The following is a 21,062-nucleotide window of genomic DNA, read 5'->3' as shown; positions in this document are numbered from 1 at the left end:
GCGCCCCACCCACGTTCGGGTGGAGGGGTGAGGTGGTGGGAAGACTCTGCAAATTTTCGTCTATCATAAAATCATAATTCTTGCAAGTGAAATCTTCGCTCTCAGTCGGAACTCTTACGAAATCTGCACCTCATCCACCTTCATTCAAAAATTCCGATCCGGCGAGAATAGGAACGGCCTTTCGGAAGAAGGAAAAACGGAAGACGTGTGACGCTGCGTTCGATAACAACGCAGCACGACGCACCCAAATTCTAAAAAAGACTCCCTATAAGTTTCGTTTTCAAAAGCTCGAAACGGGGACCAGACTGCCCTCTAAGGTTTACTCCAAGGGAGAACCTGTCCCCACAGATCTCTTTTATCTTCGATTCTCTCCGCTTCCGTAATAATATTCGATCTACTCCTTCGTCACCGTTTGATCAGGATTCGGAACTTCGGCAAACTGATCGGGCAAATACATCGCTTCCACTCGACTCGGAGGAAGAATAAACTTACCCGAATGATTGATTCTATAGACATACTCAAGAGTCACCGAACCGCCCGGTAAATATTCAAAGTATGCGGTATATCCCTCCCATTTGCGTTCCACAAACGTAGGCGAAGACCACCAGTTGTCGTCCTTTGCAAGAGCCGCACCCGTTACGGAATCGTTTCCAAGACCGGAGCCCAGAATGCTCGCCCCCGCGGGAATCGGATCTTTGACGGCGACCCAAGAAAGGGCCGCTTCGTTCTGAATTTTCAAACGGACACGAACCAAATCCCCTTCTTTGAACGAAGACTTTCTGCTGCCGGACTCATCCAAAATTTCCTTTTCCAGTCTCATGCCGCTTTCGAGTTTTTCCTTAAGAGGAAGCGCGGCTTTAGTATGAATCACAGCATACGGTTTTCCCGAACCGTTCTGAACGAACTCTAGATTTTGTGTGCTTCTCGGCATAGGAATCGAAAGCGTTGGAGGATCTTTTTTATTCTTCCATTCCAGAGTGTTCTTGCTGTTTTCCAAAGTGATCGTCGTATTCCCTTCTACGCTGTCCTTTTCAAACTGCTTGGAATATGCCTGAAACGCGAGAATACCGAACGTGTTCGCGGGAGTTATATCCCAGTGGCCTTTCGATTGTCTTGCGATCGCACCGCGGATCAATCGCGGAAGATCCTCTTTCCAACCCGCGTCCTTCACTACGGAAAGAATCGTTCGCATCACGGTGGAATCGTTCGAGGACAAGAGCCACCAAAGACCGGACTCGTCCACGAAGTTATACGAAGTTCCTTGGATTCTAAAACGGGACTTCAAAAGAACGTCTAACGCGGAAATTTGGGATTTATATCCGGTCGATCTAGAATAGATATTTCTTAAGCTGACCAAAATATCGGAAGGAAGAATTTTCGGATCGGTCTGAACCGAACGAATCACGTCGTCTCCTATTGTTTGATACCGTGAAACCGCATCGAGTACGATGATCTTTCTCAAGAGAAAGTCCGTATTCGAGATATACCCGTTTCGATAAATCAATCCCTTCGTGTAACGATTGAGCGCTTCCAAAAGAGTATCTCGGATTTGATCCGGAATTTTATAACCCGATTCCGACGCGAGAATCAATACGTAACTCGTGAGGATCTCGCTTCCATACCAGGACATCGGAAAGAATTTCAACAATCCGTCCCCGTCCAAGTACGCGGAGAGTTGATCCATGATCTGATCCCATTCTTTTTGAGAACCCGCCGAAACCGCTTTGGAAAGTTTTTGTTCCAAGCAGGAATACGGATAACGGCTCATGTATTCTCTCGAAGTCAAGATCGCTCCTCCGGTCAGAGAGGATTTTAAACTGATCTCCAGTTCTCCGCTTCCCTCGATCGCTTCCTGGTTTTCCTGAATCGGAACGCTTAAGGTTCCGTCTTCCAAACGGCGGAATGTGGATTGTAAAACACGGACCGGAACCGATTCTCCGATTTTCTGACGGAATCGAACCGAATCCGTAAACGATCCCCCGACTTCTTTCGTTTGAAATTCATAGACGATCTCTTCTTTTTTGCTCGGAATCGAAAGATTCCAAAGAACGTTCGAAGACTCGCCCGCTTTCAATTGAATATTCTTCGTTTCTAATTTAAGATCCGGTGATGTTTTGGAACTGATTTCCAATTGAATCGTTCTTTCGGTCGTGTTTTTCAGAGAAAGACCGCTTTGAACGTTGTCCTTTTCCCTTGCAAACGGAGCGATGGAAGGATAGACAAGAACGTCCCGAGTCGTTTGAATCTGTGTCGAACCGGAACCGAACTTATCCTTACCAGAATGTACGATCGCAACGATTTTGAAAGAGGTCAAAGAATCGTTTAGAGGAACTTCCACTTCCAGAAGTCCGTTTTCGTTGGGTTTTAAATCCGATTTCCAATACAGAAGAGTGTCGAATAATTCCCGGGTGGTCGCTCCGCCCCCGCCGCCGCCCGGCGGTAAACTTTTTAATCCGAAGTGCCTGCGTCCCACGACTTGCAGCTGCGCCGTCGACGTTTCTACCGAGTTTCCCCGTTCGCGCATCATCGCGCGCAGCAGATCCCAGGTATCGTTCGGTTTTAATTCCAAAAGCCCCTGATCGACTGCGGCTAACGTGATTCTTGCGTCCTTCTTCACTTGTGCGGAAGGATGATCGATCTGAATTTTCACCTTCGCCTTTTGTCTGGTCCCGTACGTGGTCTTATCGGTTTCAACACGAACCGGAACCTCATACGGTTTCCAACCGACTCGAATCTGAGCCAACCCCAATCGGAAGGAAGGTTTTGCTAAATCGACGAGAGCGGTTTCTTTGGGACTATCCACTCTTCCTCGGACCGCCAAAACGGAAACGAATACGTTCGGAGCGAATGAACTCTCCACCGGAATTTCGATGACCGGATCTTTTCCGCTCAGAGTTTTGATAAACGAATTGAGAATTCCTTCGCGTTCCACGGTAACGAGTGCCGTCGCTTCCCGGAACGGCATTCTCACTTGAAATTTCGCGCGTTCACCGGTTTGATATTCTTTCTTTTCGGGAAGAAGATCCATACGATCGTGATCGCTCGCGGCAAACCAAACGTCGTCCTTACCCGTAATCCAAACGGAAGAATTGGCCTTTACGTCTTCCCCGCTCAAAGACGCTTCGAAATACACTTCTCCCGTCGCTTTGACCGGACCGCTGCAAAACAAAAGTCCTTTCGAATTCGTTTTACCCGAACAGAATTCTCCGAGTTCGTTGATTGTATATTTGTGCTCGTAACTGTAAAATCCGCCCACAAGACGTTTCCGATTCGAATAATACTTCTTCGTATAAGCGATTACGGACACCTTCTTTCCTTCGACGGGCATTCCTTTCAGATCCAATACCGCAACCTTAAACTTAACAGCGTCCTGAACCGCGGCCCATCCTTCCGGAGCGATTCCGATATGATACTCGGACGGATAAATCGGAAAGGAACGGAACGCGCTTTGAATCTCTCCGTTGGGGTCTCTATATTCGAGTTCTGCTTCGAGCCTTTGTGTCGTATCCGATTCTGGAATCGACTTTACGCTCGTTTCAAAAAATCCTTTCGAGTCGAGAGTCAGTTCCGTTTTGTTAAACCCGACGGAAGAATTCTCCGTAGTTTCCTCCGAATCGGATTTTTGATCCACCTTACCGTTGCTAAACGAAAAGTCGGAATAATCCGGAAAGTAAACTCCCCCTCCGGGCATCACTCTGGTTCGCAATAAGACAGGAATTTTTCCGGCGCCTCCGCCGGAAAGATAACGAACGCTTCCCGCGAGTCCGATCTTGGAAGGTCCGATGTTCGAACCGGAAGTCTGAAAGTCGGCCTTCATCAATGGAACGCGGAATTCTTCGACTCGAAATTCTCCCACGTCGACTTGTCCGCGATCCTTACCCGCAAATTCGCTTAACAAAATGCGGTAAACGCCCAGGTTGGCTTCTTTCGGAATTTTAAACTGAAGCGAACTAGTCCCTTCCGGAGTCCACTTTAGAGAAATGGAATATTCCTTTTCGCTACCGGAATGAACGATCTTCGCAAAGCCCGGATATTCGATTTGTCCGGGAATATCGAAACCGAAGGAACGTTTCCCTCGAGAAACGAGTTTCATCGAAACGGTTTCTCCTGCGCGGAATAAAGTACGGTCCAAAATGGGATGAAACACTACGTCGCCGTTTCCATAATCGCCGGGAAGGTTAAATCTCCAGTTTTCGATTCCGTTTTGCCAACGAGTATGCGTGAACGTAAAATCGTCTTCGTACACCGCGGTTAAGAAAAGTCCGTTCTCATACGCTCTCCAAGAACAATACGGAACGTTCTTGCGGTTCGGGATTCCTTTGATGAGCAAGGTTCCCGAAGGTCCGGTCTTTCCAACGAAAATCTTTTCGTTTTTGCAATTGAAGATCTGAATATCCGCGTTCGGAACGGGTTTTGCATCGTTGAGTTTCGTCACCCACGCAAGGGAGGATTCCTTTCCCCATTTAAAATGCAAAGAAAGATTTGTGACCAAAGCCGCAGTGCGGACGTAAAACGGTTGATTGTTTGCTAATAAAGCGTTTCCTAATATATCGGACTTCATTTCGATTACGTGAAATCCGGTTTTTTTCAGAGGAATTCCCACGACCTCGAAACGGCGGCTTCCGTTTTTGGACTGAAGTTTGATTTCGTTCGTAGGCGCGGAATTTTTGGAAGAATCAAAGATCGAATAACGATGTTCCAAATGTTCGATCGTTTTCAGATACTGAACGATCTCCGCGATCTGAGTGGAATCCAGAATCATTTCTCTTCCGGTGAATTGTTTGGAAGAATTCGGGTCCTGCTTTTCGTCCTTACCGGTCGCCCAGTTCAAAAGATCCTTTCCCTTATCCTTCAATTTATCGAATTGTTCTTTGATCTTATCCTGCGTATCGGGACTGGTCTTGACCTGATATAAGCGAACCGGATTCTCCGCTTCCAGATTTCGGATCGTTACGGGAAGAATCGCTTCGGGAAACCGTTCCAAGATTCCGAACGTGGAAGCGAACTTCAACAAAGGAGGATAATCGTCCGTGGAAACGCTCAAAGGGAACGAGGATTGATTAGCAAGCACTCGGCCTGCGTCGTCCTTTACTCCGGAGGGAAGAAGGATCTGGAACTTCGCCTTGGGCGCGAGAGGAGCCGGGAAACTAACACCGTAATCGTAATTCCCGTTTTCCGAGGAAACCTTGGCGGGAATCGTTTTCCCGTCGCTCATTTGCAGCTGAATCTTTTTTAAAACCTCGACGGAAACGGGAGAATTGAAGTTTAACGTCAACGGTAAAGTTGGAATACAAGCGGCCTTTGCGTTGACCCGGTCGCAATTAAACTCAGCCCGGAAAGGCTGTCTAACGTTGAACTCCACCTTTCTTGTGGAACTTCTCGGAACGCCGGATTTGGATTTCAATCCTTGTTCCAAAATAAGATAAACTTTTTTTCCGCTCGGAAATTTCTGATCGGGTTTGATGAGAATGGTCTTTTCCGTTTTCCCTTCCCGATAATTCGCTTTTAAGATTTCCTTTTCTTGGGAAGAACTTACTTTACTGAATCCGATTTTATCCTTGATCCCTTCGGTGACAAAGTAGAGATGATCGCTCGCGGAGGAAAGATCCGCTTCGGAATCCAGATCCAAGATAAAGATCTGATCCTCGTCGATGACGCCCCCTTCATAAGGAGAGGACGAATCCAATTCGGGTCCGCCGGTATGAAACGAAAAACGTTCTCCTTCATTCAGAGAATTCCCCGCAACGGATTTCACTTTTTTGGTTTCAAAAACGCACTCTACTCCGCCGGGAAGAAGTTCGGGAAATTCGAGAACCCAGTTTTTATCGTCCACCCAACGTTCGGTTCCCTTGATCGGGCAACGAATTTCGAAAGGATACAAAGAGAATTTAGGATTTCCCAAAGGGATCATCGATTCGGAAAAACGGGCGCGAATCTGAGAAGGTTTTTTGACTTCTCCCGTGGGACCGAATTCGATCCGTACTTGTGCGTCAAGATTTGCCGCAGCGAAGATAAAAAACGCAACACAGAAAATAAATTGTTTACTTAAAATTTTTCCAAAGGATCGCAAATGATTTCTCCGAATCAGCACTATGATTCGGAAAGAAAACCTTATGATAGAAACTTACGCAAGCAAAAATGAATTTCGGTCCATCGCCGTTCTAAAACTCGATTGCCCCCCAGGAAAGTCGGCAAATTGCTCGCTACGGATTGTGAAGTCAGGCACCCATCGAGAATCGATCGTCGAAAAGTCACCGAAACATTTCCAAGAGCGTGCAGAAGAGCCGATCGAGTTTCTCGTTGCTTCTTTACAATGCGTCAACGAGCGTTACTAAAATACAACTCAGACACTCGTCTATAAAAAGCAATATCGAAACCTTTCCGCACAACGAAGATGAAGTCGAAATCCGACTTCATCTTAACCCGCAATACTCGCTTCTCGAATCAAAACATCCGGAATCTTGATGGACGAATAGGAATCGTTGTACTCGTTTGAAATCCCTTCGATTCGAAAAAGAAGATCGAAGAAGTTTAGATTCATCGTTATGCTATCCACCGGATGAACCGGCTTTCCGTTTTTGTAATAGATCCCCTGCACTCCGATCGAAATCTCTCCCGAAACCGCGCTACAACCGGAACCGCCTTCTAACTTTAACACATAGATACATTCCGGATACGCGGAGAGCAATTCTTCCAGCGTTTTATCCCCTTTCGGTACAACGTAATTGTTAAACGAAGTACCGACTCTACCGCCGTACGAACGCACCGCGTTTCCCGTAGGAGCGACACCCGCCTTCTTTGCGGATTCCAAATTGTAGAGATACGTCCGAAGAACTCCGTTTTCGATCACGCACTTTTTCCGGGTCAAAACACCTTCCGCGTCGAGAAGTCTGGAACCGGGATAATCGGAAATATGCGGATCGCAAAACACATTCCAATTTTGTGATGCGATTTGTGTCCCCACTTTTCCGTCCAAACGGGACAGACCTTTTTGTACGCTGTCCGCGGAAAACGGAGAGGAAAACATTCCGAAAATCTGGGGACTGATCCGATTGGAAAATACGATCGGGTACGATCCGCTTTTGACCGGTTTTGCGCCGAGCAATGCCATGGAACGTTCCGCAGCGGTGGATACGATCAATTCCGGTTGAATCCGATCCAAATCCAGACCCGAACGGGTATAGCCGCCCATTTTTTTGGTCTTTCCATCGGTTGCGACTAACGCAACTCCCGCGGAAACCAGATTGGATTTTTCGCTATAAAAAAGTCCATTCGAATTCGCTAATATAAATCGGCTCCAGGTTTTTCCTGCATACGAATACGGAACGTTTTCGATCTTATCCCCGACCGACCATGCCAGATCGTCCAGTTTTTCTCCCGTGGATTTCAACCATTCAAACCCGAGAGATTCCAAGGATTCTTCGTAAGAACGGATCTTGATGTCGGGTAACGTCGATTGTCCGGGAAGATCGATGTCCAAGGGATCGGAGATCTTTGCCTGCGAAACCGCGTCTTCCACCATCTGTGTCAGCGCTTCTTCCGATAATTTTTCGCTGTAGGAATAACCGGGTTTTCCGTTTTGAATCAAACGGATTCCCATTCCTCTGGAATTGGAAAGTTCGGTGTTGCTGACTCGTTTTCGGAAGAGCTCGATTCCCACGTCTTTGGATTCGGAACCGACGAGATCGTATTGATCGAGTCCCTTCTTTTTACAAACGTCTAACACGAATTCGACGGATTGGTCCAGATTCATGAACGGCCTCCCACGAGAATCTCGTCCACTTTCAGGGAAGGTTGTCCGACCGTTACGGGAACGGAACCGGAAGCGGCTCCGCACATCCCCGCAGCGAGCTCCAGATCGTTTCCCACCATGCTGATCTTAGGAAGAATTTCATCTCCCTTTCCGATGAGAGTCGCACCGCGAACCGGCTCGGCGATTTTTCCGTTTCGGATCACATATCCTTCTTCCACGGAGAAGTTGAATTCTCCCGTGGAAGGATTTACGGAACCGCCTCCCATCTTTTTGGCGAAGAGACCGTATTCGACTCCGGCCAACATCGAATCGAAAGAATCCTTTCCGGCGGCGATGTACGTATTTCTCATCCGAGAAACGGGCGCGTACATATAACTTTCCCTTCTTGCGCTTCCGGTTCTGGGAACGCCGACTTCCTGTGCGCCGACTCGATCGGATAAATAATTTTTTAGAATTCCGTTTTCGATGAGGACGGTTTTCTGAGGCGCGGAACCTTCGTCGTCCACGGTAATGCTTCCCCAAGAATCCGGAATCGTTCCGTCGTCGATCGCTGTCAGACAGGATTGTCCGATTCTCTCGCCGAGTTTATCCACGAACGGAGAAGACTTCTTGCGGATCGCTTCGGTTTCCAACGGATGTCCGCAGGCTTCGTGAAAGATCACTCCTCCGAAACCGTTGCCCATAACGACCGGCATTTTTTTTCCTTGTATATAACCGGCGGATAACATGAGTAAGGCGCGCTCTGCCGCCGTGGTCGAAAGTTGTTCGATAGGCAGGTCACTGAAAAATTCGAATCCCTTTCTCGCTCCCGGATTTTCCGAAGCCACAAAACGTTCTCCTTCTTTTTCCGCGGCTACGTTGATGCTGAATCTGCTTCGAACGCGAAGGTCTTCCAGCGCCAAACCTTCCGAGTTGTAGATTCCGATTCTGGAAACGGAATCGCTCGCGGACGCGCTGACTTGAACGATACTCGAGGAAAGTCCTCTTGCGGTTCGATCGGCTTTATAAAGAATTTCTAATTTTTCATCGGGTGCGATTTTACGCGGATCTTTGATCGCTGCCGGAAATGAAAGCGGTTTTAGATCCCCACGCAACACAAGCGCCCGCCCTGCGCTTTTCGCCGCCCCTCTCGAATCGGCGAGAAGGTCTATCAGAGAAATCAAATGTTCCTCTTCATCGTTATTGGTATGTGCGTAGAGAACGTCGGTTCCGTAGATCAGCCGGATTCCGATTCCGTAATCGATTCCGGCAAAACTCTGTTCTATTTTTTGATCTCTTAAACTTACGGAAGAAGATCTTGTCTCTTCCTCGAATATTTCCACGAAATCCGCTTTTCTGGAAAGTCCCGCTTCCAATATCAGTTGGGCTTTGTTTGTCTGCATTCTATCCTTTTAGACTCCGAAGGTCCTTCGGAGTCTGTGTTACACGTTACGGCTTTTTGATTTTTTCTCGATATTTGATCGCGTGCGCGGTCGCCCGCCACTTAACACGGTTCCAAATAATAAACAAAATGCTTGTCTGTTCGATCTCGAAACGATAGTTGATGATCTCGTCTCCACCAAGCGCTTTGGACTTATCGAGCAGTTCTTTGTAACCGGTTTCTCCCGTCAGCCAAAATATAAACCAGGCGGTATAAACACCTTCGGTTTCGACCGTTCCCAAAATCTGAAAATCCTCCGAGTTCAGCACATATTGCGTAAAGTTTGTGCTCATACCGGGAACCCTCACATCTCGATAGATGCAACCGCTCAAAAACAAGGAAACGAGCGCCAGAAGCAGAACGTTTCTCCAATTCAAAACTTTCATAGCCATTCTCCCATTATAAAAATTTGAAAGCGAAGCATTATAAATCTCGAATATAATTTTGCTCGGGTAATTTTCCCTGAAGTGCAAGACGGATATAATCCACGCCTTTGAGTTCGTCGCTGTAACGAGGAATTAAATGAAAGTGCATGTGAGGCACCATCTCCGAAACCGTTACCGTATACACTTTAACGGGAGAATGGTTTTTGTAGATCCAGGCCGTAGCGAACTCAAGCGCCTTACCGAAATCGGAATACGCAGGCGAATTCCAATCCTGATACGAGGTCCAATGGGAAACCGGTTCTATGTAAAGATATCCTTGGAGTCGTTTTTCTTCTTCGGAATGACGTACGCGAAATTCACCGAACCGACCGAGAATTTCGGAATCGCTCGCGGATTGATGGAATTTGCAGAGAGGACAGTCTTGCATCTTCGGACCCTGTATTCGTTTTATGCTGCCTTATCCCAAAACTGAGACAAATTTTTGAGCCTCGATTTTTGGAATTCGATCCGATCGAGGTTTTGAAACATCCTGTAATTATTTCAAAGATTCCCGTCTTGTATAGGAGAAAATCTTCTTTTCAGACCGGAAGCCCTGTTTAAGATTGAGCCGCCACCGCATGAAACGAACGTTTTTGATCCTTCTTCTTTTCCTTTGGAATCCCATTTTCATACATGCGGAAACCTCCGATCTCGAACACAGATTGGTCGTGTTAAAACGTTTCTTAGGTGATCCGGCTTCGGTGGAAAAATCCTGGCTGATCGAATCCCTTCCGGCTTGGAAAAAAGAGGAAGAATCCAGACTGGAAACGTATTTGAAAAAAATTCTTTCCTCTTCTCTGGAGAATTCTTCGCAAGCGTCCAAGGAAGCTCTCAAAGCGGAACTTAGAACGGTTCCGAATCTTGGAGGAATCCGGGTTCGAAATCAAAAATCGACTCTGTTTCATTTGGTGCGTTTCGGAACCGAATTTCCGAATCTTTCCCAGATTCGCAGTTTTCAAATCAAAGATTCTTACGTGGATTTTTACATCGGAAGACAAGGCGGAACTTCTTCCGTCGAATTTTCAAAAACGGGACTGGCCTGCGCGTTTTATTATTTTTCCGAAGACGAAACCCTTCTCTATTCGCAAGAATCTTCCGAATGGAAAATTCCAGCCGAAACTTCATTCGGAGAACTGAATTCTTTTTTCAAAGCTCAAAACCAAAATTGCCAAGGCTGCGAAAAGATCCGCCTGGCGGACGGCACGTTATTCTTCTTTCCATCACAAAACTCGATCCCTTTTTGGCTTCGATGGACTTTGGGATTTCTTCTTGTGATCGGAGCGTTTGCTGTCACGATTTTCTTTTTCAGAAGCTTTCTGCTACGAAACAAGGAAACTCTTCGCAGAGCCGTTCAGGCGCAGAAGACCCTGGACCAAGAAAAAAAATCGATCCTTTCCCAATAATACTCAAAAATTTGCTATACAAATACTTACGTATAAATTAGATTTGCTTCCAGAAAACCGGGTGACATAAACCCAAGTTTTCAAAAAAAATCAAAACAGGTTCGTTTTTTAAGTCCAAAGATCTTATTTTTGTCCGGACTGGGATCTATACTGAAAAAAGTTAGCCGTTGATGCGACGCGGCGCCGCTGCCAAGAACCGAAAGGAAGGAGGCAGAAACAATGGGAGAAGGCATTATGAAAAAAAGCAAAGAAGAAGCACAGAACGTAGACGATTCCAAGAAGTTGGCGATCGAACAAGCGATGAGCCAAATTGAAAAACAATTTGGAAAAGGCGCGATCATGAAATTAGGATCGGACGCTGCAAAACAAACCGTTCAAGTGATCCCTTCCGGTTCCTTGGATTTGGACATCGCTCTGGGCATCGGAGGTTATCCGATCGGCAGAATCGTGGAAATCTACGGACCTGAATCTTCCGGAAAAACCACCCTTACTCTCTCGGCGATTGCGGAAGCGCAAAAACGGGGCGGGGTCGCGGCGTTTATCGACGCGGAACACGCGTTAGATCCTTCTTACGCTAAAAAACTAGGCGTAAACATCGACGAACTCTTAGTTTCCCAACCCGACAACGGGGAGGAAGCTCTTGAAATCTGCGAATCCCTCGTTCGAAGCAACGCAATCGATTTGATCGTGATCGACTCGGTGGCTGCTCTTGTTCCGAAGGCGGAAATTGAAGGGGATATGGGAGATTCTCACATGGGTTTGCAAGCAAGACTCATGTCCCAAGCGCTTCGGAAATTGACCGGAACCATCGCAAAATCCAAAACCGTGGTGATCTTCATCAACCAGATCCGAATGAAAATCGGTGTGATGTTCGGTTCTCCGGAAACGACCACAGGCGGAAACGCCCTCAAATTCTATTGCTCGGTTCGTCTGGACATCCGTAAGATAGAAACGATCAAGGAAAAAGAGGAATCCGTCGGAAACCGAGTTCGTGTCAAAGTTGTCAAAAACAAGTGCGCGCCGCCGTTTAAACAGGCGGAATTTGACATAATCTTCAATGCGGGGATCAGCCGCGAAGGTTCTCTGGTTGACCTCGGGGTAAAACATGATATTATCAGTAAAGCAGGAGCCTGGTATTCTTATAATACGGAAAAGATCGGGCAAGGAAAAGAGGCAGCAAAAGAATACCTCAAGAATAACCCTGATGTCGCTTTTACCATCGAAAACATGGTAAGAGATCTGAACAGTCTGCCTTTGTTGGCGCAGGACAAAAAACCGCGTGCGAACAAAGAGGAAAAATTAGAGCAGGCTGCTGGCTAACACAACTGGCTTTCTTTTTAGGAACCCTTGACCGCCGGATGAGAAATCGTCCGGCGTTTTTTTTAGTTACAGCATTCTCCCCGAATTAAAATCTTTCTTAAGACAGAGAGGTTTATGGCAGAGATCAGCATTTTAGGAGCGGGCGGTTTAACCGGTAAGGAACTACTTTCTCTACTTTCCCATCAATCGACACACGAGGTCGTGCATATCACGAGCGATAAACTCGCAGGTAAAACTCTTGCAGAAGTGTTTCCCGAAATTCCGTTTCCCAAAAATCTCACGTTCCGCAAACACGAGGACACGGTTCCTTCCCAGTCTCTGGTCGTCCTAGCCGTTCCCAATGAAGTTTCCGTAGAATCCGCCCCGAAGTTTTTGGACGCAGGTCATAAGGTCATCGATCTTTCCGGAGTTTATAGACTTCACGATCAGGAAATATTAGAAAAGGCTTATAAATTAAAACACACAAAATTCTCGTACGTGGATAAGGCCGTCTTCGGAATTCCGGAAATCTTCCGGGACAAACTGAAAAACGCCGACTTCGTTTCCAATCCGGGATGTTTTTCCACCTCGGTGATCCTTCCCGTATTTTTGTTAAACGAACTCAGAAGAAATCTCAAACCAAGGATCGTAGCCGATTCCAAGTCCGGTGTTTCCGGAGCGGGCGGGAGAACGGAAGACGCAGGGTTTTCTTACACGGGCGTATACGAAAACTTTCGCGCGTATAAGGTTCTTTCCCACCAACACGAACCGGAAATCCAGGAATACATCTATGCAAACTCGGGGCTTCCCGCACCCGAAATCATCTTTACGCCGCATTTACTTCCCGTTTACAGGGGAATTCTTTCCACGATCGTTTTGGAATTGGATGGCGAACCGAGCGTGGACCCGATGACGACGATTCAAATTTCTTCCGCAAACGAACCGTTTATTCGGATTCTGAAAACCCCGGAAGAAATCGAACTCAAAAAAATCCAGCACACAAACTTCCTGGACATTTCCGTTCGAAGAAGAGGAAACACGTTAGTCGTCGTTTCCGCTCTGGACAATCTCGTTAAGGGCGCGGCGGGACAAGCCCTGCAAAACATCAATCTCATGACCGGAACCAAAGAAACTCTGGGACTTCTCCCCTAAATCGTATGGAAAAAACGAGCCTCTATCATCTTTTGAGAGACGTCGCTTCCGTGTATGCGGATCGGCCTATGTATTGGATTCGGGAAGAATCCGGCGATTTCCGCGGGATCTCCTACAAGGATTGGCATGAGAATCTAAAAAACCTTTCCTCCTTTTTGATAGAACTCGGAATGCAACGGGGAAACACCGCTGGACTGATCTGCGACAACCGTTACGAATGGTCTCTTTGTTCTCTCTCTTTGGTTACGATCGGCTGCGTGGACGTTCCGCGAGGATGCGACGCGACCATCGACGATCTGAAATACATTCTCGAACATTCGGAAGCGAAAATTCTCTTTTTGGAAAACGAAAAGGTTCTCAAAAAACTTCTCGAAGACAAATCCAGCCTCGCGAACGTAAAGACGCTTCTTCTTATCGATCCTCCCGTAAAGTGGAAGGATTTGGAATCCGCACGCACGCAACTTTCCGGGGTGAAATTCATCTTCCTGGAAGACGCTCTTTTGGAAGGAGAAAAAATCCGCATCAAAAAAGGAGATAAAGCCTACGATCAAAGAGGAGAGGTTTTAAACGGAAAAGATCTTGCAACGATCATCTATACTTCGGGAACAACGGGCGCACCCAAAGGTGTGATGCTCAATCATAGAAGTTTTACCTGGGGAATTCATCAGCTTCAGGAATTCGTGCCCGGTTCTTACAACGACAGAACGATTGTCTTTCTCCCTCCTTGGCATATCGCGGAACGACTTCTCGAAACAACATTGATCGCGTGGGGCGCTTCGATGGCTTGCTCTTCCGTGCCGACGATTCCCGCCGATATGCAAAAAGTAAAACCGACCGTTCTTGTTTCGGTTCCAAGACTTTGGGAAGGTCTTTACAAACGAATTCACGACACGGTTCGCAAGGCCCCTCCTCTTAGGCAGCAACTCTTTCACTTTGCCGTGCGGATGGCGGCGATTACTACAAGTTTGCAGGACACGATCCGAGATTCGTACGCGACCACCGAAGCGGAAAATCCGAATCAGAAAGTTATGGACCGATTTGTTGCCGGCATTCTTCTTTTTTCCTTGTATCCGCTGAAACTTCTTTCTTATAAAATTCTCCAGAGAGTTCGGGACCTCTTCGGGGGAAAAATGCGTTTCGCGTTATGCGGCGCGGGCGCGATGCCTCCGCACATTCAATTTTTCTTTCGTTGCGCCGGAATTCCGATCATCGAAACCTACGGAATGACCGAAACGACCGGGATCGGAGCCATCGGAGAATTTCCTCTTCCGAAAAACGGGGCCATCGGCGCACCGTTACCCGGAACCGCGATCAAACTCGTCGGAGAAGACGGCAAGATCGTAACGACGCCCGGTGAAAAAGGAGTCGCTTGGCACAAAGGTCCGCATGTCACCGTCGGCTATTACAAAGAAGCGGAAAAAACCGCCAAAGCTCTGCAAGACGGTTGGCTCGACTCGGGCGACATTCTCACGTGGACGCATACGGGAGAATTGAAATTTGCGGGAAGAGCCAAGGATACGATTGTTCTTTCCGGAGGTGAAAACTTGGAACCGGCTCCGATTGAAGCCAAACTCGCCGAATCGGAATTCATCAATCAAGTCATCGTTGTAGGCCAGGATCGGAAGAACCTCGGAGTTTTGATCGTTCCCTTTTACGATCTCGTTCAGGAACAATTCAAGTCGCAAGGAAAGAGCATTCCGAAAGATCCGGCCGAATGGAATTCCTCCAAAGAAGTCAGTGCATTCTTTAAAAATATCGTAAAGGATAAGATTTCCACACGAGCCGGTTTCAAATCCTTCGAGAAAATCGCACACGTCCACATTCTTCCCAAAGAATTTGAAAAGGGAAAAGAAATGACCGAAACGATGAAACTCAAACGAAACGTAGTCTTTTCGCTGTATCACAACGTGATCCAAGCCATGTACGAAAACGATGAAGATTGATCCTTCCAAAACGTTGATCTGTTCGGCGATTTCCGAAGAACTCGATCAGTTCGCGAAATCCGGAAAGTTTCAGACTCTTCTCTGCGGCATCGGAAATTTGGAAGCCGCTCTGCGTCTGCAAAGATTTCTTCTCGAACATCAGAGCAAGGGATTGGCCTTACCTTCTCAAGTTTTGTTTGTGGGTTCTGCGGGAGTTTATCCTTGGCTGCATCCGAGTTTTTGGAAGAACCGGTTCGGTTTTTCATTTCAGATCGAACATCAAGAACTCGGTAAAATCGAAAGGAGAATTCGGATTCCTGAAATCGTTCCCGATGCGTATGAGTTCCCACATTCGTTCGAATTTCCGACAATCAACGAGGTTTTGATTTCCAAAACCAACGCTACCGGTTCCGTCACGATCGAAACCGTTTCCGGAAAGGCATTGGAATATCTGCGTGAAAACGACCTCGGATTCGAGAATATGGAGTGTTTCGGTCTTGCAAGAGTTTGTAAGGACTTTCGAATTCCGTTGTATTCATTCTTTGCACTCACGAACACGGTTGGACCGGACGGAAGTTTAGAATGGAGATCGAATTACAAACGAGAATCCGCGAAACTTCAGGAATTTCTTTTATCGTTTCTTCTTTGAGAATTTTTTACCCGGATAAAAAAGTTCGTAGATCTCTTCCAAATGCGCCTCCGCCTCCTCTTCTCCTTTGCGGATGATCTCTCTGAACTTATTAAAATCAAAGAACGAAAACTCTTCGATATGAAGATTGATAAACAGATCCATCTTGTCCTTTCGGAGCTTCGTGATCTCCCTTCCTTCCAGAGTGATCGCTCTTCCCATGATCTTGAGGATCGGCGGATACTTTAAGTCTTCCCAGAGATTTTTAAAGAAGGATTTTCCCGTGATCTTTCTGTCTTCGAGAAGTCTCACGATCGCCTCGTCCCGTAACGGAGAAACGTTCGCGGAGAGGATGACATCCGCTCCTCTTTGTCGGATTAAATTTTCGGGAACATTGTTGATCACTCCTCCGTCGACAAGCAGATGATCCCCGTGAAAAACCGGCGGAAACATTCCCGGCAAACTCATCGCTGCGGCGAGCGCCTCCCAAACCGGGCCTCGATCCATCACATATTCCTCGCCGCTGTGAAGATCCACCGCGGAAGTTACGAAAGGAATTTTCAAGTCCTCGATCAATGCGGAACCGAACGCATCTTTGAGCATACGGTTCATCTTCTTTCCTTTGAAGAACGATACCAGAGGGACCGTAGGATCGAAAGGTTTGTCGATTCCGCCGAAGAATTTATAGATCATCTTGTGGATCGTATCCGTATTTTCCCCTCTCGCATACAAAGCGGCGATGACCGCTCCGAACGAAGCGCCGGAAACCACGTCCACTTTTATATTCTCTCTTTCTAATACTCGTAAAAGTCCCACATGCGCAAGCGCTCTTGCGCCTCCTCCGCCTAACGCAAGTCCCCTCGTTCTAGAAACGAGATAACGCGAGAAGGTTTCTTCCTTATGAAAGATTTTCTGGTGTTTTACGCTGTCTTCCGGTCGGATCGTATTGACCGAATCCACGTAACGGATCGTCCTTCCCGCGAAGTTGCGGATTCTGGATCGGAAGTATGTGATGATTTCGGTTTTCTTCTTTTGATTTCGTTCCGGGTTGTCTTCCCAGAATACGATCTGATCGGCTTGAAGCAGAAGTTTATCGAGTTCCGGTTTTAAGCCGGGATGCTGAAAGTATAAATGAATGACCGGAAACTGGGTTCGCAATTGGGAGAGTTTTCGGATCGCATCTTGAACGCTGTTTTTCTCGAAGGATTCCATCGGAACCAGGGTCATCTTTCCTTCGTGAGAATAACCTCCGATCTTTACGATGGCGTCTAACTTTTCCTTATATCCTTGCACTTCTTCGAGAGGAACGTGACAGATCATTCTTCTTGGAAGAGAACTCAGTTTATCCGCAGGTTCGAGATGTTCCCGAAACCGATTGCTCATCAACCGAATGAGGTTTCCCGATAGCACCGGTTCCTTTTCCGCGAGTTTTAAAAAGAAATGACCGTCCAAAACGTATAACAACGTGTCCATGACCGCGATCGCCGAGCCGCCGTGCTGCGTCCGTGTCATCAAACTGTTTTCGGCAAAGAATTCTCCTTCTCCCAGATACTTTACGGCCTTTCCCGATTCTCCGAACGTAAGCATCACCTCGCCGTGTCGAACTATAAAAAGCTTATCCGATATATCACCGCGATAGTAGATTACGTCGTGATTGTAAACGTTCCTTTCCTCGATGTTTTGGTAGATCCGAGTCAGAACAGCCGGTGATAATTTTTGAAACAAGGATATCCCGGAAAGAAATTTCAGAATTTCAGGATGAATTTTTCGTGCCATAAAACGCAGGTGACTCTATTTTAATAGGACGAGAAAGTAAAGGATTTATCAAATCGCTCTTCCTTGAATCGCGTTTCTTAGAATGCTTTTCTCTTGATTTTCTGGCTTACCGCACAAAGTTATACACAATGACCTTGAAAGCGAACTCCGTCGTATCCGTTTTTCGCCAATCCGTAGTTGACTGGCACAAAAAAGAAGCCGCTTCGCCCAACCCGTTTCCGGCAGGCAGCATCGAATCGATCCTTTATAGCAAAAATCAAATCGATACGATCCAATGGCACGTGGAAGACGAAATTCGCAGACCGGACCTCCCGGACAAGGAATTGGTCGGTTTCAAAAGACAAATCGACAAACTCAATCAGGAACGCACGGACCTCGTGGAAATCCTGGACGATCGCATTTCTTCCCAATTCAAAAACGTCCCTAAAAAACCGGGCGCCCGGATGAATTCCGAGACCCCCGCTTGGTTGATCGATCGGATGAGCATCCTCGAACTCAAAATCTATCACATGGAAGAACAAACCCAGAGAAAGGATGTGGATGAGAATCATATCCAAACCTGCAAACGGAAACTGGACGTTCTTCTCGAACAAAGAATCGATCTTTCCCAATGTTTGGATGAACTACTGGAAGATTTACAGAGCGGGGACAAGTTCTACAAAGTCTACCGTCAGATGAAAATGTACAACGATCAGAGTCTGAACCCTTCCCTGTATTCTAAAAAATCATGAATCTGTTAGTCATGCGGTTTTCGGCCATGGGAGACGTCGCACTCATGGCGCCGGCGATCATTGCGATCGCCGCAAAATATACGAATATCCAGCTAACGATCGTTACCAGAGGAAATTACGCTCCGTTCTTTTACAATATTCCGAACGTTAACGTCGTGGGGTTCAACCTCAAACGGTACCGCGGACTTCTCGGACTTTATCGTCTTTTTAAGGAAATCAACAAACTCGGTCCGTATGAAAAAGTCATCGACCTTCATTCTTCCGTTCGTTCCCGATTGATCAGCTTTCTCTTTTTGATCCGCGGCATCGGTGTGTTTCGAATCGTAAAGGGAAGAAAGGAAAAACTCAGACAGATCCGTCAAAAACGGAAAGTCTTAAATCCACTGCCGCATACCGTGGACCGTTATCTCAAAGTTTTCGAAAACGCGGGATATCCCGCAACCGTAAGAAAGGGACCTTGGATCAACGTGGACCCCGAGTCGAAAATGTTCGCGAAGGAATTTTTCCAATCCCAGAATATTCAAAAAAAGGAAAGTCTTTGGATCGGATTCGCTCCGTTTGCGGGGCACGCACTCAAAGAATGGCCCCGCGAAAAAAGCAGATCCTTGCTCCGACTTCTCCTGGATGAATTTCCGGGAGTGAAAATTTTTCTCTTCGGTTCCAAAGAAGAATCCAAAATCTTAGAAGAATGGAGCCGAGGTCTGGAAGAATCCATCAAGATCGTTTCGGGCGGTAAGCTCGGAATCCGAGGAGAACTCGGGATCATGGAAAGGATGGATATTATGATCGGAATGGATTCATCGAACGTTCATATCGCGGCGCTTTTAAAAAGGCCCGTGATCGGAATCTACGGGACCACTCACCCTTATTCCGGTTTTGCCCCGTTCGGCCAGGAAGATTCCGGAGTATTACAAATCGATAATTTACCTTGCAGACCTTGCAGTATCTACGGAAACACGACCTGTTATCGGAAAGACTTCGCTTGTATGGAATGGATTCAACCCGAAGACGTAATCAAACGCATTCGGGTCGTTTACAATATCAACACCCTCTTTTGATACGTTCTCTGTTTACGACCGACGGCAACGAGATCGTTAAAAGGATTCATTTTACGATTTCGTTCAGGCCGCGAAACAGGAACTGATCTTCTTCCCGTAAAAGGGAATCAATTCTCTTGACTTCTTTCGACGAAGAATGTCAGATTCGATTGCGCGTTTTTCACAATATCGTTTATTCGAAATACCGTAAGAATTGATCCAAAGGATCAGGAAGAGAAAAGAGCATATTGATCAACGTGTTTCTTTTCTTTTTGTTCTTCACGCTCGCCACGGTTTTATAAACCTCTTCCATCTTATCCACACAAGCGTTCATCTCGTGTCCTTTGGAAATCTTAAGGGATTCTTTGGAAAAACGTTCGTACAATTCCGGATCTTTCAAAATCGCGACGGCCTTTTCGGCGATTCCTTTTACGTCGAACGGTTTTGCGATGTATCCGTTCTTTCCGTCATGGATCAATTCGGGAATCGCGAACGAATCCACTCCGACCGCGGGAAGTCCGCAGGCGACCGATTCTAAGATGACAAGTCCTTGCGTTTCCATCGTAGATGCGGTCAAGAACAGATCGTATTTCGGATATTCTTCCGGAAGTTGTTCCCGTTTGATAAAGCCCGTAAAAGTAACCGCGTTTTCCACTCCCAAATTCTGAGCCTGCACTTTCAAGGAAGGAAGAGCCGGTCCGTCTCCGATGATTGTGAGTGTCGCATCGGGAATTTCGTCGTGAATCAATTTGAACGCGTTGAGAATCACGTCGCAATTCTTCTCGTAGGAAATTCTTCCCACATGAAGAAGTTTCGGCGCGGCGTTCAATTGTTTGATCGTTCCTTTAAAACTCGTAAGATCCAAACCGTTCGAAATCACCGCGATCTTCGTTTTTAAACCGAACTCGCGGAGTTGTTTTTCGATCAGATGAGAAGGAGAAATGATGAGATCGCATCGTTCATAAATGTTGTTTGAAATTTTGAGAATGATTTTTTTGCGGATGTTGAACTTATCGAATTTTTCGATTTTACTCAAATCCTTCATCTTGAGTTTTTTTTCGGATTTGCTCGCTTTTAAAAAAAGTTTATCGAGTTTTAGCAATCTGTAAAACGAAAGATACATGTCCTGCTCGGACATCAACGTGTGATACGTTCCGATCGTGGGAATTCCGTATTTCTCGGTTGCATTGATTCCGTAAAGCCCCAACAAACCCGGAGTGTGAATGTGAACGAGATCGGGTTCGAACTCCTTGATGATTCGTTTGATTTTGCTCGGAGACGGAAGAACCACCTTGATGTCCGGATAACTCGGCAGATAACCGCTTCTGAATCGTTCGATGTGAATCGAATCTCCGATCCGGTCAAAGTCGCCTTCTCCGTAACGAGGGCAACAGATCATGAACGTATGTCCCCGCTTTGCCAGAAGTTCTGCAAAGTTTTTCATGGAAATCGCGACTCCGTCCACCTTAGGAAGAAAGGTATCGGAAAAATAAAGAATTCTCATCAAAGATCTCCT

The 21,062-nt window shown here is 46.7% G+C and carries 14 protein-coding genes; 7 read left to right on the top strand and 7 right to left on the bottom strand.

What is annotated here, in order from left to right; genetic code table 11:
* Nucleotides 1-394: 394 nt before the first annotated feature.
* The 5 genes from LFX17_RS08880 to LFX17_RS08860 all read right to left on the bottom strand — a co-directional run bounded on the left by LFX17_RS08880 (nt 395) and on the right by LFX17_RS08860 (nt 9,986).
* On the bottom strand, nt 395-6,052 hold the full coding sequence (locus LFX17_RS08880; RefSeq protein ID WP_406600700.1) for an alpha-2-macroglobulin family protein: 5,658 nt from the start codon (nt 6,050-6,052) through the stop codon (nt 395-397).
* Between the two features lie 366 nt (nt 6,053-6,418).
* Nucleotides 6,419-7,753, bottom strand: coding sequence for a TldD/PmbA family protein (locus LFX17_RS08875; protein WP_238746176.1), 1,335 nt, complete (start codon nt 7,751-7,753; stop codon nt 6,419-6,421).
* Nucleotides 7,750-9,135 carry a TldD/PmbA family protein gene (locus tag LFX17_RS08870; RefSeq protein ID WP_238746174.1) on the bottom strand — a complete coding sequence of 462 codons (1,386 nt, stop codon included), beginning with the start codon at nt 9,133-9,135 and terminating at the stop codon, nt 7,750-7,752. The genes LFX17_RS08875 and LFX17_RS08870 overlap by 4 nt, the downstream gene beginning before the upstream one ends.
* 46 nt (nt 9,136-9,181) lie before the next feature.
* Nucleotides 9,182-9,559 (bottom strand): LIC11742 family lipoprotein, encoded by a 378-nt coding sequence (locus LFX17_RS08865; protein WP_238729933.1) that lies wholly within the window; start codon nt 9,557-9,559, stop codon nt 9,182-9,184.
* A 37-nt stretch (nt 9,560-9,596) separates the two neighbouring features.
* Nucleotides 9,597-9,986, bottom strand: a complete 390-nt coding sequence (locus LFX17_RS08860; RefSeq protein ID WP_238746172.1) for an HIT family protein — start codon at nt 9,984-9,986, stop codon at nt 9,597-9,599.
* A 190-nt stretch (nt 9,987-10,176) separates the two neighbouring features.
* On the opposite strand from LFX17_RS08860, the gene LFX17_RS08855 reads away from it, so the two are divergent.
* The 5 genes from LFX17_RS08855 to LFX17_RS08835 all read left to right on the top strand — a co-directional run bounded on the left by LFX17_RS08855 (nt 10,177) and on the right by LFX17_RS08835 (nt 16,023).
* Nucleotides 10,177-11,001 (top strand): hypothetical protein, encoded by an 825-nt coding sequence (locus LFX17_RS08855; protein ID WP_238746169.1) that lies wholly within the window; start codon nt 10,177-10,179, stop codon nt 10,999-11,001.
* 219 nt (nt 11,002-11,220) lie between these two features.
* On the top strand, nt 11,221-12,321 hold the full coding sequence (recA, locus tag LFX17_RS08850) for a recombinase RecA (protein ID WP_238729930.1): 1,101 nt from the start codon (nt 11,221-11,223) through the stop codon (nt 12,319-12,321).
* 114 nt (nt 12,322-12,435) lie between these two features.
* Nucleotides 12,436-13,452: an N-acetyl-gamma-glutamyl-phosphate reductase gene (gene argC, locus LFX17_RS08845; RefSeq protein ID WP_238746167.1), complete on the top strand. Its 1,017-nt coding sequence runs from the start codon at nt 12,436-12,438 to the stop codon at nt 13,450-13,452.
* A 5-nt stretch (nt 13,453-13,457) separates the two neighbouring features.
* Nucleotides 13,458-15,395: a long-chain fatty acid--CoA ligase gene (locus tag LFX17_RS08840; protein WP_238746159.1), complete on the top strand. Its 1,938-nt coding sequence runs from the start codon at nt 13,458-13,460 to the stop codon at nt 15,393-15,395.
* Nucleotides 15,385-16,023 carry a nucleoside phosphorylase-I family protein gene (locus LFX17_RS08835; protein WP_238746157.1) on the top strand — a complete coding sequence of 213 codons (639 nt, stop codon included), beginning with the start codon at nt 15,385-15,387 and terminating at the stop codon, nt 16,021-16,023. Before LFX17_RS08840 ends, LFX17_RS08835 begins: the two co-directional genes overlap by 11 nt.
* Here the strand turns inward: LFX17_RS08835 and LFX17_RS08830 are convergent.
* Nucleotides 16,006-17,778 carry a patatin-like phospholipase family protein gene (locus tag LFX17_RS08830; RefSeq protein WP_238729926.1) on the bottom strand — a complete coding sequence of 591 codons (1,773 nt, stop codon included), beginning with the start codon at nt 17,776-17,778 and terminating at the stop codon, nt 16,006-16,008. The two genes, LFX17_RS08835 and LFX17_RS08830, sit on opposite strands and share 18 nt — an antisense overlap.
* A 128-nt stretch (nt 17,779-17,906) precedes the next feature.
* Between LFX17_RS08830 and LFX17_RS08825 the strand changes: the two genes are divergently transcribed.
* Entirely contained in the window at nt 17,907-18,509 is a 603-nt protein-coding gene (locus LFX17_RS08825) for a DUF4254 domain-containing protein (protein WP_238746154.1), read from the top strand.
* Entirely contained in the window at nt 18,506-19,567 is a 1,062-nt protein-coding gene (locus LFX17_RS08820) for a glycosyltransferase family 9 protein (protein WP_238729924.1), read from the top strand. The genes LFX17_RS08825 and LFX17_RS08820 overlap by 4 nt, the downstream gene beginning before the upstream one ends.
* A gap of 172 nt (nt 19,568-19,739) precedes the next feature.
* Here the strand turns inward: LFX17_RS08820 and LFX17_RS08815 are convergent, their stop codons facing one another.
* Nucleotides 19,740-21,050 carry a glycosyltransferase gene (locus LFX17_RS08815; protein WP_238729923.1) on the bottom strand — a complete coding sequence of 437 codons (1,311 nt, stop codon included), beginning with the start codon at nt 21,048-21,050 and terminating at the stop codon, nt 19,740-19,742.
* Nucleotides 21,051-21,062: the final 12 nt, after the last annotated feature.

Source organism: Leptospira sanjuanensis (assembly GCF_022267375.1).
Lineage (GTDB): Bacteria > Spirochaetota > Leptospiria > Leptospirales > Leptospiraceae > Leptospira > Leptospira sanjuanensis.
Note: the sequence above shows the minus strand (reverse complement) of the source record. Positions and strands in the feature narration are given on the sequence as shown.